Annotated in this window: 12 protein-coding genes and 1 riboswitch; of the genes, 6 read left to right on the top strand and 6 right to left on the bottom strand. The window is 73.5% G+C overall.

Features of this window, described 5'->3' with window-relative positions:
* Nucleotides 1–120 precede the first annotated feature (120 nt).
* A complete protein-coding gene (locus H2038_RS03315) occupies nucleotides 121–861 on the top strand; it encodes a DUF6065 family protein (RefSeq protein ID WP_292109163.1) in 741 nt (246 codons plus the stop codon).
* Nucleotides 862–948: 87 nt separating this feature from the next.
* Here the strand turns inward: H2038_RS03315 and H2038_RS03320 are convergent, their stop codons facing one another.
* The 5 genes from H2038_RS03320 to H2038_RS03340 form a co-directional block, all read right to left on the bottom strand.
* Nucleotides 949–1,497 carry a hypothetical protein gene (locus tag H2038_RS03320; RefSeq protein WP_292109164.1) on the bottom strand — a complete coding sequence of 183 codons (549 nt, stop codon included), beginning with the start codon at nucleotides 1,495–1,497 and terminating at the stop codon, nucleotides 949–951.
* Between the two features lie 81 nt (nucleotides 1,498–1,578).
* Nucleotides 1,579–2,211: a LysE family translocator gene (locus H2038_RS03325; protein WP_292109165.1), complete on the bottom strand. Its 633-nt coding sequence runs from the start codon at nucleotides 2,209–2,211 to the stop codon at nucleotides 1,579–1,581.
* A gap of 43 nt (nucleotides 2,212–2,254) precedes the next feature.
* A complete protein-coding gene (locus H2038_RS03330) occupies nucleotides 2,255–2,830 on the bottom strand; it encodes a hypothetical protein (RefSeq protein WP_292109167.1) in 576 nt (191 codons plus the stop codon).
* A 109-nt stretch (nucleotides 2,831–2,939) separates the two neighbouring features.
* Nucleotides 2,940–3,395, bottom strand: a complete 456-nt coding sequence (locus tag H2038_RS03335; RefSeq protein ID WP_292109168.1) for a translation initiation factor IF-2 — start codon at nucleotides 3,393–3,395, stop codon at nucleotides 2,940–2,942.
* An 85-nt stretch (nucleotides 3,396–3,480) separates the two neighbouring features.
* Nucleotides 3,481–4,719, bottom strand: coding sequence for an argininosuccinate synthase (locus H2038_RS03340; RefSeq protein WP_292109170.1), 1,239 nt, complete (start codon nucleotides 4,717–4,719; stop codon nucleotides 3,481–3,483).
* A gap of 170 nt (nucleotides 4,720–4,889) precedes the next feature.
* On the opposite strand from H2038_RS03340, the gene H2038_RS03345 reads away from it, so the two are divergent.
* Complete coding sequence (locus H2038_RS03345) at nucleotides 4,890–5,783, top strand: aldo/keto reductase (RefSeq protein ID WP_292109171.1); 894 nt, start codon at nucleotides 4,890–4,892, stop codon at nucleotides 5,781–5,783.
* Here the strand turns inward: H2038_RS03345 and H2038_RS03350 are convergent.
* The gene (locus tag H2038_RS03350) at nucleotides 5,767–7,605 is read right to left on the bottom strand and encodes a TonB-dependent siderophore receptor (protein WP_292109173.1); all 1,839 of its coding nucleotides are present in this window, start codon (nucleotides 7,603–7,605) and stop codon (nucleotides 5,767–5,769) included. The genes H2038_RS03345 and H2038_RS03350 overlap by 17 nt on opposite strands.
* A gap of 149 nt (nucleotides 7,606–7,754) precedes the next feature.
* A riboswitch (cobalamin riboswitch) is annotated at nucleotides 7,755–7,894 on the bottom strand.
* Nucleotides 7,895–7,992: 98 nt separating this feature from the next.
* On the opposite strand from H2038_RS03350, the gene mutS reads away from it, so the two are divergent.
* The 4 genes from mutS (at nucleotide 7,993) to trpS (ending at nucleotide 16,203) form a co-directional block, all read left to right on the top strand.
* Entirely contained in the window at nucleotides 7,993–10,695 is a 2,703-nt protein-coding gene (gene mutS / locus H2038_RS03355) for a DNA mismatch repair protein MutS (RefSeq protein ID WP_292109174.1), read from the top strand.
* Nucleotides 10,692–13,382, top strand: a complete 2,691-nt coding sequence (glnD, locus tag H2038_RS03360) for a [protein-PII] uridylyltransferase (protein ID WP_292109176.1) — start codon at nucleotides 10,692–10,694, stop codon at nucleotides 13,380–13,382. The genes mutS and glnD overlap by 4 nt, the downstream gene beginning before the upstream one ends.
* A 34-nt stretch (nucleotides 13,383–13,416) precedes the next feature.
* Nucleotides 13,417–15,012 carry a murein biosynthesis integral membrane protein MurJ gene (gene murJ, locus H2038_RS03365; RefSeq protein ID WP_292109178.1) on the top strand — a complete coding sequence of 532 codons (1,596 nt, stop codon included), beginning with the start codon at nucleotides 13,417–13,419 and terminating at the stop codon, nucleotides 15,010–15,012.
* A 141-nt stretch (nucleotides 15,013–15,153) separates the two neighbouring features.
* A complete protein-coding gene (gene trpS, locus H2038_RS03370) occupies nucleotides 15,154–16,203 on the top strand; it encodes a tryptophan--tRNA ligase (protein WP_292109179.1) in 1,050 nt (349 codons plus the stop codon).
* The last annotated feature ends 29 nt before the right edge of the window (nucleotides 16,204–16,232 follow it).

Raw genomic sequence — 16,232 nt, forward strand, 5'->3', positions numbered from 1 at the left:
GGCGGTCGCGGTCATATGCGGGCGCGGGGAGAACGGCCGCAGCGGCCGTCGGCTTGTGTTCGGTCATCGGGCGAAGCTAGGGGTGAAGACCTGTCGCGACCAGCCTGCCGGAGATCGCCCGTGGAGCTTGAATGCTATCCGATGACGCCGCAGCCGCCGGACCTCGTGCCGGGGCGGCAGTCGCGCAACTGGATGGACGCCTTCGCCAGCCGGCACCCCTACCGCTGCCTGCCGCTGACCATGGCCAACACCACGGGCTGGGAGATCCTGTGCCCGATCACCTTCACGGCCGAATGGAACGGCGGGCCGAGTCAGGACGACATCGTCATCACGCCCGAGCGGCCGACGCCGAACCTCAAGCACATCGTCACCTCGCACTTCTCGCGCGGGGTGCTGACCCTGCATCCGCAGTACCTGTTCCGGACGCCGCCGGGCTGGGGCCTGCTGGCCGGCGGCTCGCCCAATCACGTCAAGGACGGCATCCAGCCGCTGACCGGGCTCATCGAGACCGACTGGCTGCCCTTCCCCTTCACCATGAACTGGATCTTCACCCGGCCCGGGCGGGTGAAGTTCGAGCGCGGGGAGCCGTTCTGCTTCATCACGCTGATCGAGCACCGCAAGGTGGAGGCGTTCCAGCCGGTCATCCGCTCCCTGGAGTCCAATCCCAACATGCACGGCCAGTTCGAGGCGTGGAACCGCGCGCGGACGGACTTCAACCAGCGCCTCGCCGCCGGCGATCCGGAGGCGGCCAAGGAGGCGTGGCAGCGCTACTACTTCAAGGGCGAGGTGCCCGAGGACCTCGGCAAGGCCCCCGAGACTCACGTCAACAAACGGCGGCTCAACGCGCCGAGGATCGGCTAGGGAAGGGACCAGGTTCCAGGGATTAGGTTCTAGGGAGCGCCGGATTCTCAGATCCCTAGCCCCTGGAACCTAGCCCCCAGCACCTGCTCACATCGCCCGCGGCACGCGCGGCCCGAGGTTGTTGATCACCTCACGGGCGTCGAAGGCGTTGGGGTCGCCGGCCGGCTTGGGGCCGCGGCCCATGACGATCTCGGCCGTGGCCTCGTAGCGATCGATCTCGCGCACGTCGAAGTCCGGACCGAACGGGTCATACCACGGGCTCCAGTAGCCGCGGCGGTAGTAGCGCCAGCGAGGACCCCAGAACGGGCTGTACCGGTCGTAGTAGAACGGGTCCGGCGTGGCCTGGTAGCGCACGTCGCGGTCGGTGGCGCGGTTCACGGTGGCGAACCAGTCGGCGCCGCTCTGCACGGTGAGTTCGGCGGCGCGCAGCAGCAGGCCCATCTCGACCTGTTCGCGGGTGGTCACCGAATTACCGGCGAAGCTGATGCGGTAGCGGTCGGCGTCGATGCGCTGTTCCGAATAGCCGTAGCGGCTGCCGCCGCCGGCGGGCCCGTAGGGCGTGGCCGTCGCGCAGGCGGACAGCGCCAGCGCCGCCGAGACCAGCACGGCCGCGGACTTGATGAAGCGAGGTTTCATGGACGGGCTCCTTGTCGCGTCATATGGCGCCATCCTGCATGAACCCGCCATGAACGGCGCGGGTTCCGTTGTCGCAACCCCTTAGAAACGTGAAACTATAAGCGCGGCGGCGGCGAGCAGAAGGAGGCCCGTCAGGACCGCGAAACCCCGCCGGAACCGGGGCTCGGTCATCCGGCGGGCGAGGGCCGCGCCGCCCAGGCCGTAGGCGGACATGCTGAGCACGTCCATGCCGATGGTGGCCAGGGCGAACAGGGCCAGCTGCGGCGCCGCCGGGCGGTTCATATCGAGAAACGGCGGCAGGACGGCCGAAAAGAACAGCACGATCTTGGGGTTGGCGATCTGCACCATGAAGCCGTCGACGAAGGCGCTGCGGCCGAGGCGGATCGACGCATGCGCCGTCTCCGGCGCCTCCCCGAAGGCGCTCCGCAGGGCCTTCAGCCCCAGCCAGGCCACATACAGGGCGCCGGCGATCGAGACGAGGCGGAAGGCCTCGGGAAAGGCGACGACCAGGGCGCCGAGGCCGAGGGCGGCGGCGGCGAACCAGACGAGGGTGGCGCTGTTCATTCCCGCCACCCCGGCCAGGGCGCCGGCGCGGCCGCGCTGCACCCCGTTCGCCACGGAAAAGACGTTGGCCGGCCCGGGCGTGATCGCCATCACGGCCATGACGCCGAGGAAGGTGGCGTAGAGATGCGGGTCGACGGGCAGGGCGGGCATGGGCCGGTCCTCTCGGGCCGGCCGCCGGCGCCGTCAAGCCGGATCAGTCGGCGGGCGGAGCCGGTTGCGCGGGCGCGGCCGGCGCGGCGGCGGCGGCGATCTCCGCGTTCGCCTCGGTCATGGCGGCGTCGACCTCGTCGAGGGCGCCGCCGAGGGCGTATTCGGCCACGAGGCCGTAGGTGGCCATGTGCTCCGGGTCATTGGAGGCCCAGGCGCCGTTCTGCGCGATGCCGGCGCCGGCGGCCATGGCCCCGGAGAGGTCGACCTCGGACATCGCCTCGGCGACGATCGCCTCGACGTCGATCTCGGCCAGGGCCTGTCCGGCGATGGCGGCGGCGTGCTCCGTCACGACCGCGGTGAAGGCCTGCACGTCCGGGGCATACTCGCCCCACAGGGCGGCGATGCGGGTCTCGCGCTGCTCTTCGGTGAGGGACGTGTCGGCGCCGAGGGCTTCGGCGCGCTCGCCGAACTCCTCCATCCGGGCCTCGAAGCGGCTGGCGGCGGCTTCGATGGCCGCCTCGGCCGGGGCGGCCCCGGCGGCGGCGTCCGGTTCCTGGGCGGCGGCGGCCGAGAGCGGCAGGACGGCGAGGGCGGCGGCGAGGGACAGGGCCTTGATCATGGCGGGGCTCCTTGGCGAGGCCCGCAAGGTCCGCCCGACGCCGTCCGACCTCAAGTGAAATCGCGGTAAGGCGGCGGAGCGGGGCTCCGCCGCCCGGGGGCGAGGGCGGTTACTCGCCCGCGGTCGCGCCGGCGGCGGCTCCGGCTTGGGCGCCCATGACCTCCCCCTTGATCTGGACCGGAATGGCGCGGATCTGGGCGTCGATGACCGGACCGGCCGCGGCCGCCTGGCTCTGGGCTTCCGGCGGCATGCTGGCCATCTGCGACGCGATGAAGGCCTTCAGCTCCTCGGCGAAGGCGTCGACCTCGGGCTGGTAGCGGGCGGCGACAGCGTCGAGGTCGGCCGACAGCCGGTCGCGGTCGGCGCCGGCGGCGGTCGCCGCGGCCTGCATCTCCGACTTCATCTGCTCCATCCGGCCCTGGAAGACCTCGGCGCGCGCCTCCAGCTCGGCTTCGGTGGTCGGGGCCTGGACGGCGGCGGGATCGGCGGCCGGCGCTTCCTGGGCGAGAGCCGGGGAGGCGAGGGCGAGGGCGGCCGAGGCGGCGAGGACGAGGCGAAGGGACATCGGGATTTCCTGAAGAGGGAGCCGCGCCGGCGGCGCGCGCCGGAGCATGGCGCCGGGCGGCCTCCGGGGCGAGCGGAATCCGTCGTCAGTCGCGCCCGCGGGCGTCCCGCTTGCCGAGCACGCGCAGGCGCAGGGCGTTCAGCTTGATGAAGCCCTCGGCGTCGCGGTGGTCGTAGGCCACGGCGCCCTCCTCGAAGGTCACCAGCTCCTGGTCGTACAGGCTGTCGGGGCTCTCGCGGCCGATCACCGTCGCATTGCCCTTGTACAGCTTGAGCCGCACGGTCCCGTTCACCCGCTGCTGGCTGTGGTCGATCGCCGCCTGCAGCATCTCCCGCTCGGGCGAGAACCAGAAGCCGTTGTAGATCAGCTGGGCGTACTTCACCGCCAGCTCGTCCTTCAGGTGCATGGCCCCTCGGTCGAGGGTGATCGACTCGATGCCGCGGTGCGCCGCCAGCAGGATGGTCCCGCCCGGCGTCTCGTAGACGCCGCGCGACTTCATGCCGACGAAGCGGTTCTCGACCAGGTCCAGCCGGCCGATGCCGTTGTCGTGGCCGAGCTGGTTGAGGCGGGTCAGCAGGTCGGCGGGCGACAGGGCCTCGCCGTCGATGGAGACGGCGTCGCCCTTCTCGAAGCCGATGGTGACGATGGTCGGCGAGTCGGGGGCGTCCTCGGGGGAGATGGTGCGCTGGTGCACGAACTCCGGCGCCTCGACGGCGGGATCCTCCAGCACCTTCCCCTCGGACGAGCTATGCAGCAGGTTGGCGTCGACGCTGAACGGCGCCTCGCCGCGCTTGTCCTTGGAGATCGGGATCTGGTGCTTCTCGGCGAAGTCCAGCAGGGCCTCCCGCGAGCGGAACTCCCACTCCCGCCAGGGCGCGATGACCCGGATGTCCGGCTCGAGCGCATAGTAGCCGAGCTCGAAGCGGACCTGGTCGTTGCCCTTGCCGGTGGCCCCGTGACAGACGGCGTCGGCGCCGACCCTGCGGGCGATCTCGATCTGTCGTTTGGCGATCAGCGGCCGGGCGATCGAGGTGCCCAGCAGGTACTGGCCCTCATAGACGGTGTTGGCCCGGAACATCGGGAAGACGTAGTCCCGCACGAACTCCTCGCGCAGGTCGTCGATGAAGATGTTCTCCGGCTTGATGCCCAGCTTCAGCGCCTTCTCCCGGGCCGGCGCCAGCTCCTCGCCCTGGCCGAGGTCGGCGGTGAAGGTGATCACCTCCGCCCCGTACTCGGTCTGCAGCCACTTCAGGATGATCGAGGTGTCCAGGCCGCCGGAATAGGCGAGCACCACCTTCTTCGGGGCGGGGGCGGTAGACGGCATCGGCGGAGTCCTTCGGCGTGCACGGGGAGGCGCTGGCGTTCGGGGGGCTTAAAGGACCTGACGCCCGGGGATGCAAGGGCGCGATTGCGACGAAGATCGTCGTTCAGCGGGTAAGGTTCGGGCAAGGAGTTGGAAGGGGCGCCTTAAGCTTTGCCCGTCAGACTCCGCCGGTGATCCCGAACCGCGCCCCGTCTCCGGTCGACAAGCTCGCGCTCGCCGTCGTGCACGCGCCCGAACGCGCCATGCCGGCGCCGGTCGGCGCCCGCGAGGAATCGCTCCGTTTCCTGCTCCAGACCGCCGCCGATGCGGGGGTCACGGTGGTCGCCACCCGGCCCGAGGGCGACGGCGAGCGCCTGCTCGGCCAGGCCTGGCCCTTCCCCTCGCCGTTCCAGGTGACGGTGCGCACCGTGCCGCTGGCCGAAGGGGTCGATCGCGTCGAGGCGCGGGCCCGCCGCTCGCTCGAGCGGCTCGGCCTGCCCCGCGGCGACGCCCTGCTGGCCGCCAGCGCCGCCGACCTCGCCGGGGCCGAGGGCCGCGACCTGTGGGCCCGGATGCAGGCCCTCAAGGACCGGGGCCTGTTCCGTCGAATCGGCTTCTGCGCGTCCATGGAGGACGGTCCGGTGCTGCTGGCCCGGCGCTTCCAGCCCGATCTGGTGCAGCTGCCTTGCAGCCTGCTGGACCAGCGCGCCCACCGGACCGGCGTGCTCGACGAACTGGCCTCTCTCGGCGTGGATATCCACCTGTCCTCGGTGTTCGCCGGCGGCCTGCTGTTCATGAGCGGCGACGCCCTGCCGCCCGAGATGAACCGCTACGCGCCGCAGCTGTCGCGCATTCGCCGGCGTCTCGCCGAGGCGCGGGTCGATCCGATGCAGGCGGTGCTCGCCTACACCCTCGGCCTGCCCCAGGCCTCGGCGGTGGTGGCCTCGGCCGCCTCGGCGGCGGAGCTGCGGGCCATGCTGGCCGCCGCCCACGCCCCCGCGCCGGATCTGGACTGGGGCCAGCTGCAGCTCGAGCAGCCGGCCCCCGTCCTCGCCACCGTGCGCCGGCTCAGTAGCGCAGCCTGAGGCCGAGGTAGCCCGAGCGGCCCGGCTCGCCGTAGCCGAACACCTGCTGGTAGGCCTCGTCCGTCAGGTTCTCGACCCGGCCCGTCAGCGTCACCGCCTCGTTCAGGGCCCAGGAGCCGGCGAGGTGGGCGACGACGAAGCCTTCGCGCACCCCGCCGGCGTCGTCCTGGTCGCTCTCGGCCCGCACCGTCAGGGCCGCCGACAGGCGCCGACCGGTCCAGGCGAGGGTCGCCGAGCCGGCCTGGTCCGGGACGCGCAAGAGACGGGCGCCGGTGGTCTCGTCCCGGGCGTCGGTCCACGCCCAGGCGGCCGTCAGGTCGAAGCCGCCGCCGAGCGCCGCCCGGCCCTCCAGCTCCACGCCGTCGGTCGCCGTCCGGGCGACGTTGACATAGACGCTCTCGAAGCTGGCCGGGTCGAAGACGTAGGTGATCTGGTCCTCGACCTTCAGCCGGTAGACGGTGGCGCGACCCTCCAGCCGGCCGTCGCCGGAGCGCCAGCCGAGCGCCGCCTCGAGCCCCTCCGCCGTTTCCGGCCGCAGGGCCGGGAAGGGCCGGGTCGAATAGCAGAAGTCGCACACCGCCTGGCTGATCGAGGGCGCCTTGAAGCCCGTGCCCCAGGCGGCCGACAGGGTGGCGCCGGCCCCCGCGTCGAAGGCCGCGGACAGCCGGCCGGTGGTCTTTGACCCGAAGTCGTCGGTGGCGTCGTGGCGCACCGCCCCGGTGAGGCTGAGACGGTCGACCGGCCGGACCCGGGCGGTGGCGAGGGCCGAGGTGGTCCCCAGCTCGCCGGTCAGGCCGGTGGAGAGCCGCCCCTCCGTGTCCTCGCGCTCGGCGCCGACGACGAAGTCGACGCCGCGCGCCGCCCCCGCCGCCTGCCAGCGCCAGGTCTGCCGCGACCCGTCGAACAGCGAGGGGAAGTCGGAGACGGTCTCGCGGCTGAGGTCGTGGGCGGACAGGCTGAACTGGTGGTCGAGGCCGAAGGCCGACAGGCGCAGCCGCCCGAAGCCCGACCACTGCTCGCTCGACTGGGTGTCGGGCGTGTCGGCCAGCACGAAGGCGGGGGCGGGGTAGCCGTCGAGATCGACCTCGGCGTCGGTCCAGCGCAGCGAGCCGTCGACCACGACTCCGGCCGGAAAGGCGTAGCGGCCTTTCGCCCCGACGGTGGTGGAGGCGAGGCCGTCGCGCTCGCGCGCCCCGTCGCGGGCGTCGGCGGCGGAGACGCCGTCGGAGGCGAGGTGCGACACCCAGGCGCCGAGGGCGCGGTCCGCCGTCACGGTCCCGACCGCCAGCCGGCCCCGGCGGCTGTCGAAGGCGCCGGCCTCGAGATCCAGCGCCACGCCGTCGGTCTCGCGCGTCGTGAAGGCGATCACCCCGCCGATGGCGTCCGAACCCCACAGCGACGACTGCGGCCCCGACAGCACCTCGATGCGCTCGACGTCGGCGAGATCGAAGCCGCCGAAGTCGAAGGCGCCGTTGACCTCGGCCGGATCGTTGACCGGCGCCCCGTCGACCAGCACCAGGGTCTTGCCGGGTCCGGCGCCGCGCATGCGCACCTGGGCCACGCCGCCGAAGGCGCCCGAGCGCACCACCGACAGGCCGGGCACATCGGCGAGGATGTCGGCGGCGAACACGGCGCCGCGGCGGTCGATCGCCTCCCGGTCGATCACCCGGGCGCCGGGCGTGTCCTGGACGATGGTCGGCAGCCGGGTGGCGGTGACCACCACCTCCGGCAGCGGATCGGCGGGCTCGTCCGGCGTGCGGGCGAGAGCGGGCAGGGGCAGAAGCACGGCCGCGGCCGTGGTCAGGAGAAGGGTTCGCGACATGGCGAAGGCTCCGTCGCTCCCCGCCTGCGCGGCGGAGAGGATATGGGGCGACCGACCCGTTCGGAAGGAACGGCGCAGGGGTCGGGTCGCCTCGACGGATCACCGCGCCCCTGTCTGGTCCCGGACAGCGACGGACGACGTCGGCGGCCAGGTCTCCTGGCTTGCGGGTCGACAGCCGCCGTTCACGCCTTCCCGGTTGCCCAGTGGCGCCGGAGCAAGCTCCGGATCGAACGACGCCCTCGCCGCCTACAGTTGCGGGCACAGCCGCGGTGTTCGACCGCGTTCCCTTAACCGCCTGCCGCGCTTGTCGCAGGGCCCCGAAGCCTGTGCAAGACGCCGCGCCGCCGCTTGAGCCGACCGGCGCAATCCTTCACCCTGCGGCGCTCCATGAACGCCCCGCTCGTCCCTCCGCCGAAAGCCGCCGACCTGCCGTCCGCCGAGGGCGTGACGCCGGTCATGGCGCAGTTCCTGGCGGCCAAGGCCAGCCAGCCGGACGCCATCCTGTTCTTCCGCATGGGCGACTTCTACGAGCTGTTCTTCCGGGACGCCGAGATCGCCGCCGCGGCCCTCGGCATCACCCTGACGAAGCGGGGCAAGCACCAGGGCGAGGACATCCCCATGGCGGGGGTGCCGGTGCACGCCCTCGAGGGCTATCTCGCGCGACTGATCCGGCAGGGTTTCAAGGCGGCCATCTGCGAGCAGCTGGAGGATCCGGCCGAGGCGAGGAAGCGCGGCTCCAAGGCGGTGGTGAAGCGCGACATCGTGCGGGTGGTGACGCCCGGCACCCTGACCGAGGACTCCCTGCTGGACGCGCGCGGGGCCAACCGGCTGGCGGCGGTGGCGGTGCGCCGCGGGCGGGCGGCCGTGGCCGTGGTCGAACTGTCGGCCGGCGAGGTGGACGTCGTCGCCTGCGGGCTGGAGGATCTGGGCGCGACCCTGGCCTCGTTCCGCCCGTCCGAGGTGCTGGTCCCCGATCGCCTGTTCTCCGATGAGGCGGCGAAGGCGGCGCTGGACGGCTCCGGCGGCGTGGTCCAGGCCCTGCCGCAGGCGCTGGCGGAGCCGGTGGGGGCGCGGGCGCGGGTCGAGCGGCTGTACGGCGTCGCCTCGCTCGACGGTTTCGGCGCCTTCGAGGACTGCGAGGTGGCGGCCCTCGGCCTGGCCGCCAGCTATCTGGAGACCACCCAGGCGGGGAAGGTTCCGGCGCTCCGGCCGCCGCGCCGCTCGGGCGACAGCGGCTTCCTCGCCATCGACCCGGCCACCCGGTTGAGCCTCGAGATCGACCGCACCCAGAGGGGCGAGCGCGAGGGCAGCCTGCTGGCCTGCATCGACCGCACGGTCACCTCCGGCGGCGCGCGCACCCTGGCCGAGCGCATCGCCCGGCCGCTGCGCGACCCGACGGCCATCAACCACCAGCTCGACGCCGTCGAATGGCTGCTGGAGCGCCGCGACCTGCGCCGCGACCTGCGCGACGGGCTGAAGGCCTCCGCGGACGTCGCCCGCGCCGTGTCCCGGCTGGCGCTGGGCCGCGGCGGGCCGCGCGACCTGGCCGCCATCCGCACCGGCCTGTCCATCGCCGAGGGGGTGGCCGGGCTGTTCCCGCCGGCCCGCGATCCGCTGACCGGGCCGCCGGCGCGCATCGCCGACTGCCTCGACCGGCTGGCGCTGGCGCCCGACGTGGGCCGTCTGCTGGCCGACCTCGCCGCGGGCCTCGTCGCCGAGCCCCCGCACCTCGCCCGCGACGGCGGCTTCGTGGAGGCCGGGTTCCGGCCGGAGCTGGACGAGGCCCGGGCCCTGCGCGACGACAGCCGCCGGGTGGTGGCCGAGCTGGAGGCGCGGGCGGTCCAGCAGTCCGGCGTCCCGTTCAAGGTGCGCCACAACGCCGTGCTCGGCTATTTCCTCGAGGCCTCGGCCAAGGCCGCCGAGCCGCTGCTGCGGCCGGCCGCCGAGAGCCCCTTCATCCATCGCCAGACCCTGGCCAACCAGGTGCGCTTCACCACGGTGGAGCTGTCGGAGCTGGACGCGAAGATCAGCCAGGCCGGGCAGCGCACCCTGGCCATCGAGGGCGAGACCTTCGAGTCGTGGCGGCGCACGGTGCAGGCGCTGGCCCGGCCGCTGCAGGCGGTGGCCGAGGCGCTGGCCGAACTGGACGCCCACGCCGCGCTGGCGGAGTGGGCCGAGGAGGTCGGCGCGGTGCGGCCCGACGTCGACGACGGGCTGTGCTTCGAGGTGACGGCGGGCCGTCATCCCGTGGTCGAGGCGGCGGTGAAGGCGCAGGGCGATCCCTACACGCCGAACAACTGCCGCCTGGACGGCTCCGGCGCCGCCTGCGCCCGCCTGTCGATCGTCACCGGCCCGAACATGGCCGGCAAGTCCACCTTCCTGCGCCAGAACGCCCTGCTGGTGGTGCTGGCCCAGGCCGGCGCCTTCGTGCCGGCGAAGGCGATGCGGCTGGGCGTGGTCGACCGGCTGTTCAGCCGGGTCGGGGCGGGCGACGACCTGGCGCGGGGCCGCTCGACCTTCATGATGGAGATGGTCGAGACCGCCGCCATCCTGACCCAGGCCACGGAGCGCAGCTTCGTGGTGCTGGACGAGATCGGCCGGGGCACGGCCACGTACGACGGGCTGGCCATCGCCTGGGCCACGGCGGAGGCCCTGCACGACCGCAACCGGGCCCGCACCCTGTTCGCCACCCACTACCATGAGCTGGCGGGGCTGGAGACGCGGCTGGCGCACGTCTGCAACCTGTCGATGCGGGCGAAGGAGTGGAACGGCGAACTGGTGTTCCTGCACGAGGCGGCGCCGGGGGCGGCGGACCGCTCCTACGGGGTGCAGGTGGCGAAGCTCGCCGGGGTGCCGCCGGCGGTGGTGGCCCGCGCCCGCGAGGTGCTGGACCGGCTGGAAGGCGAGAAGGCCGCGGCCTCAAGCCTCGACGACCTACCGCTGTTCGCCGTGGCCGAGCCCCCGCCCCCGCCCCCGCCGCCGCGCGCCTCCGCGGTGGAGGAGGCCCTGTCCGGCATCGACCCCGACGACCTCACCCCGCGCGAGGCGCTCGAGGCGCTTTACCGGCTCAAGGGACTGGCGGGGCGGTGAGCGACGACCTCGACGCCCGGCTGGCGGCGGCGGCCTCGGCCGCGGACGTGCGCCGGGCGACGGCGGAAATCCTGCGCGAGAGCTGGGACGCGGCGCGGGCCCGGGCCGCCCGCCGGCTGGAGGCGGGCGCCGACGGGGTGACGGTGGCGCGCCTGTACGCCGCCGCCGCGGACGAGACGCTGCAGGCGCTGTGGCGGCTCGCCGCCGAGACCCTCTACCCCGCCCCCAACCCGACCGAGGCCGAGCACCTGTGCCTGCTCGCCGTCGGCGGCTACGGCCGCGCGGTGCTGGCGCCCTTCTCGGACCTCGACCTGCTGTTCCTGCGCCCTTGGAAGCCGACGCCGCGCAGCGAGCAGGTCACTGAATTCATGCTCTACGTCCTGTGGGACCTGGGCGTGAAGGTCGGCGCCGCCTCGCGCTCGGTGGAGGAGAGCCTCGCCCTGGCGAAGCGGGACATGACCGTCCGGACCGCCCTGCTGGAGGCCCGTCCCCTCGCCGGGGACCTCGCCCTCGCCGAGGCCTTCATCGACCGGTTCCGGGCCCTGGTGCGGAAGGCGGACCCGCGGCCGTTCATCGCGGCCAAGCTCGAGGAGCGCGACGTGCGGCACCGGAAGGCCGGCGCGGTGCGCTACCGGGTGGAGCCCAACGTCAAGGACGGCAAGGGCGGCCTGCGCGACCTCAACACCCTGTTCTGGATCGCCCGCTCGCTGGCGCCCGACAGCCCGCTCGGCGCGCGGGTGATGGACGACCTCCTGACCGCCCGCGAACGCCGCACCTTCGAGGAGTCGTTCGACTTCCTGTGGCGCACCCGCGCCCACCTGCATCTCGTCGCCGGCCGCGCCGAGGAGAAGCTGACCTTCGACCTGCAGCCCGAGGTGGCGCGGCGCATGGGCTGGCGCGGGCGCGGCGACGAGCCGGCGGTGGAGCGCTTCATGCGCCGCTATTTCATCGTCGCGCGGGACGTCGGCGCCCTGACCCGGGCCATGTCGGCCAAGCTGGAGGCCCGGGAGCAGAAGAAGGCGCTCAGCCTGTCGCGGCTGATCCGGGGGCGCCGCCGCAAGCTGGGAGTCGAGGGCTTCGTCCGCGTCGCCGGGCGGCTGTCGGTGACCGGGCCGCAGGTGTTCACGGAGGACCCGGTCAAGCTCCTCGCCCTGTTCCGCAGCGCCGACGAACACGACCTCGACCTGCACCCGGACGCCTTTTCGGCGGTGACCCGGTCGCTGTCGCTGGTGACGCCGTCCCTGCGCCGCGACCCGGAGGCGGCGCGCACCTTCCTCGACATCCTCGCCCACGGCCAGCGCCCCTACCGCACCCTGACGCTGATGAACGAGACGGGTCTCCTCGGCCGCTTTTTGCCCGAGTGGGGGCGGATCGTCGGCCAGACCCAGTTCAACATGTACCACGCCTACACGGTGGACGAGCACACCCTGCAGGCCATCGGCATCATCAACGACATCCAGCGCGGCAAGCTGACGGCCGAGCACCCGACCGCATCGGAGATCGTCCACCGCATCGACGACTTCGAGGCCCTGATGCTGGCCATGCTGCTGCACGACGTCGGCAAGGGCGGCGACCGCGGCCAGCTGGAGGACGGGGCCATCGCCGCCCGCCGGGCCTGCGACCGGCTGGGGCTGGATCCGCGGCGGACGGAGTTCGTGGTCTGGCTGGTGCGGCATCACCTCGCCCTCTCCGACTACGCCCAGAAGCGCGACGTGTCCGACCCGGCCACCATCCGCGCCTTCGCCGCCCTCGTCGGCGACCGGGAGCGCCTGCGCACCCTGCTGATCCTGACCGTCGCCGACATCCGCGCCGTCGGGCCGGGGGTGTGGAACGGCTGGAAGGGGCGGCTGATGCGCGACCTCTACCTGGCCACCGAGGCCGTGTTCCGCGGCGAGGCCGTGCGCCGCGACGATCCGCTGGCCGAATACCCGGCCCTCGTCGAGCGGGCCCGCGCCGCCGGCGCCGCCGCCGAACTCGTGGAGGCGCGCGATCCGGAGGAGGGGCCGGAGGCGCATCCGGCCGCCCGGGTGGCGGTCGCCGCCCGCGACCGGCCGGGCCTGTTCGCCGACCTCGCCGCCGCCATCGCCGCGGCGGGCGCGGACGTCGTGGGGGCCCGGGTGGCGACGGCGGCCGACGGGACGGCGCTGGACGTCTTCGAGCTGCAGGACGGCGCCGGCGCCCCCTACGGCCGGGCCGAGCCGCGCCGGCTGTCCCGGCTGATCGCCCGGCTGGAGGCGGCCGCCCGCGGCGAGATCGCGCCGCAGCCCCCGGCCGACCGGCCCAGCGTCCGGCGCGCCACGTTCGACGTCCGGCCGGTCGCCCTGGTCGATCTCGACGAGTCCCCCGACGCGGCCGTCATCGAGGCCTCCGGGGCCGACCGCCCCGGCCTGCTGGCCGACGTGGCCCGGGTGCTGGCGCGGCACGGGCTGTCGATCCGGTCGGCGCACATCGCGGGCTTTGGCGAGCGGGCCGTGGACAGCTTCTACGTCACCGACGCCGGCGGTCGGAAGCCGCGGCCGGGGCCGGCGCTGGAGCGGCTGCGGGCGGATCTGGAGCGGGTGCTGGACCGCCCCGAGCCGCCGGTGGCGCCGGTCTCCGCCCCGGTTCGCGCCAGCCAGCGGGACGTCACCGAATTCGCCCGCCGCCGCCCGGCCCGGCCCGTATCGCCGACGGCGGAAGCAGGCTAAGCCTCGTCCGTCCTCCCCGCCTTTCGAGTTCCGGATGAGCCTGGCCCGCAACACCCTGGTGCAGTCGTCGCTGACGCTCGGCAGCCGCCTGCTCGGCTTCGCCCGCGACATGGCGCTGGCGGCGCGCTTCGGCCAGGGGCCGATGATGGACGCCTTCACCACGGCGTTGATGCTGCCCAACATGTTCCGCCGGCTGTTCGCCGAGGGCGCTTTCGCCCAGGCCTTCGTGCCGGTCTACGGCGGCGTTCGGGCGCGGGACGGCGAGCCGGCGGCGGCGGTCACCGCCTCGGAGGCCCTGTCCTTCATGCTCGCGGTGGTGGCCGGCTTCACCATCCTGCTGCAGGTGCTGATGCCGTGGATCATGCCGTGGCTGCTGTCGACCTACCGCGACGACCCGGCGGTGCTGCGGGTGGCGGTGACGGCCACCCAGCTGGCCATGCCCTACCTCGCCTGCATGACCATCGCCTCCCTGCTGTCAGGGGTGCTGAACACCGCCGGCCGCTTCGCCCTGTCGGCGGCGGTGCCGATCTTCCTGAACCTGTGCACCCTCGCGCCGCTGCTGGCCTCCTGGGTCATCCCCGCCAGCCAGCCGACGGTGCTGCTGTGGGTGACCGCGGCGGTGACGGCGTCAGGCGTCATCCAGGCGGGCCTGCTGTGGCGCGGGGTGCGCCGGCTGGGCGTGCGGCTGAACCTGTCCTGGCCCCGGCTGACGCCCAGCGTGCGCCGCACCCTGGCCCTCGCCGTCCCCGGGGCGCTGGCGGGCGGCGCCATGCAGATCAACTCGGTGGTGAGCCAGGTGCTGGCCGGCTCGGACGAGGGCGCGCGCTCGGTGCTCTACAACGCCGACCGCCTGTACCAGCTGCCGCTCGGCCTGATCGGCGTCGCCATCGGGCTGGCGCTGGTGCCGCGGCTGACGCGGGCCTTCGTCGCCGGCGACCACGACGGCGGCCGCCGCACCCTCGACGACGGCGTCTCCCTCGCCATGGTCTTCACCCTGCCGGCCGCCGTGGCCCTGTTCGCCATCCCCTTCTTCCTGATCGACGCGACGGTGACGCGCGGCGCCTTCACCTCGGCCGATGCGGCCCGCACCGCCGACGTGCTGCGCCAGTTCGCCTGGGGCGTGCCCGCCTTCGTGCTGGCCAAGGTGCTCACCCCGCCCTTCTTCGCCCGCGAGGACACCCGGCGGCCGATGGTCTATGCGGTGACGGCGGTGATCTTCACCGTCATCGTCGGCACGGGCCTGTTCTTCTGGATTTCGCGCAGCGGCGGCGACGGGGTGATCGGCCTCGCGATCGCCACCAGCCTGTCGGCCTGGCTGAACGTGGCCCTGCTCGGCGGCACCCTCGTGCGCGAGCACGTCTGGGCCCCCTCGCCGGCCTTCCTGGGGCGAATGGCGCGGGTGCTGGCGGCCAGCGCCGCCATGGCGGTGGTCCTGATCGCCGCCGGGGTGGGCTACGAGACCCTCAGCCGGCTGCTGCTGGCCAAGGAGGTCGCCGTGCTGGCGGTCTGCGCCGTCGGCGGCGCCGTCTATGGCGCGGCCCTGCTCCTGTTCCGCGCCGTGTCGATCCGCGAGCTGAAGGGGGTCCTCCGGCGCGAGCCGGGGGGAGCCCCGCCCTCCGGTCTGGACTGACGGCCGGGGCCGCGATAAGCGGGCGCCATGACGCTTTCGGGACAGATGCCCGCCGGTCGGCGATGGCGCGGCTGATCCGCTGCAACCCCCCTGGCGCGCCCGCGCGCGCCTGACCCTGCCCTCCTCCCGAGTTCACGACCCATGACCGACCAGACCCCGGCCCCCTCCGTTCCGGCCTATGGGGGCCCCCGCCGCATCCTGTCCGGCATCCAGGCCTCCGGCGCCCTGCACCTGGGCAACTATCTCGGCGCCCTGAAGCGCTTCACCCAGCTGCAGGACCAGGGCGCGCCCTGCTTCCTCTTCGTCGCCGACCTGCACGCCATCACCGTGTGGCAGGACCCGGCCCTGCTGACCGCCCAGACGCGCGAGATCGCCGCCGCCTATCTGGCCTCCGGCCTCGACCCGGCGAAGTCGGTGATCTTCCCGCAGTCGGCCGTGCGGGCCCATTCGGAGCTGGCGTGGATCTTCAACTGCGTCGCCCGCCTCGGCTGGCTGGACCGGATGACCCAGTTCAAGGAGAAGTCCGGCAAGCACAAGGAGCGCTCCTCGGTCGGCCTCTACACCTATCCGGTGCTGCAGGCGGCGGACATCCTGCTCTACAAGGCCACCGAGGTGCCGACCGGCGAGGACCAGAAGCAGCACCTCGAGCTGACCCGCGACATCGCCGCCAAGTTCAACAACGACTTCGGCGTCCCCGGCTTCTTCCCCCTGCCCGAGCCCCTCACCCAGGGGCCGGCCCCGCGGGTGATGAGCCTGCGCGACGGCGCGGCCAAGATGTCCAAGTCCGACCCCTCGGACCAGTCGCGCATCAACCTGACCGACGACGCCGACGCCATCGTCGCCAAGATCCGCAAGGCCCGCACCGACCCGGAGGTCCTGCCCGAGACGCTCGAGGGGCTGGAGACCCGCGCCGAGGCGAAGAACCTGGTGACCATCTACGCCGCCCTCGCCGACATCAGCCGCGAGCAGGTGCTGGCGCAGTTCGCCGGCCAGGGCTTCGGCCAGTTCAAGCCGGCGCTGGCGGAGCTGGCGGTGTCGGCCCTGGCCCCGGTCTCGGCCGAGATGCGCCGGCTGATGGCCGAGCCGGCCGAGGTCGACCGGGTGCTGAAGGACGGGGCCGAACGCGCCGCCGCCATCGCCGACCCGGTGGTCGACGAGGTGAAGAAGATCGTCGGCTTCTGGCGCGCCTGATCGCGACTTCCGGACCCTGCGTCGACGGA

This window comes from Brevundimonas sp. (assembly GCF_013912005.1).
Classification (GTDB): domain Bacteria; phylum Pseudomonadota; class Alphaproteobacteria; order Caulobacterales; family Caulobacteraceae; genus Brevundimonas.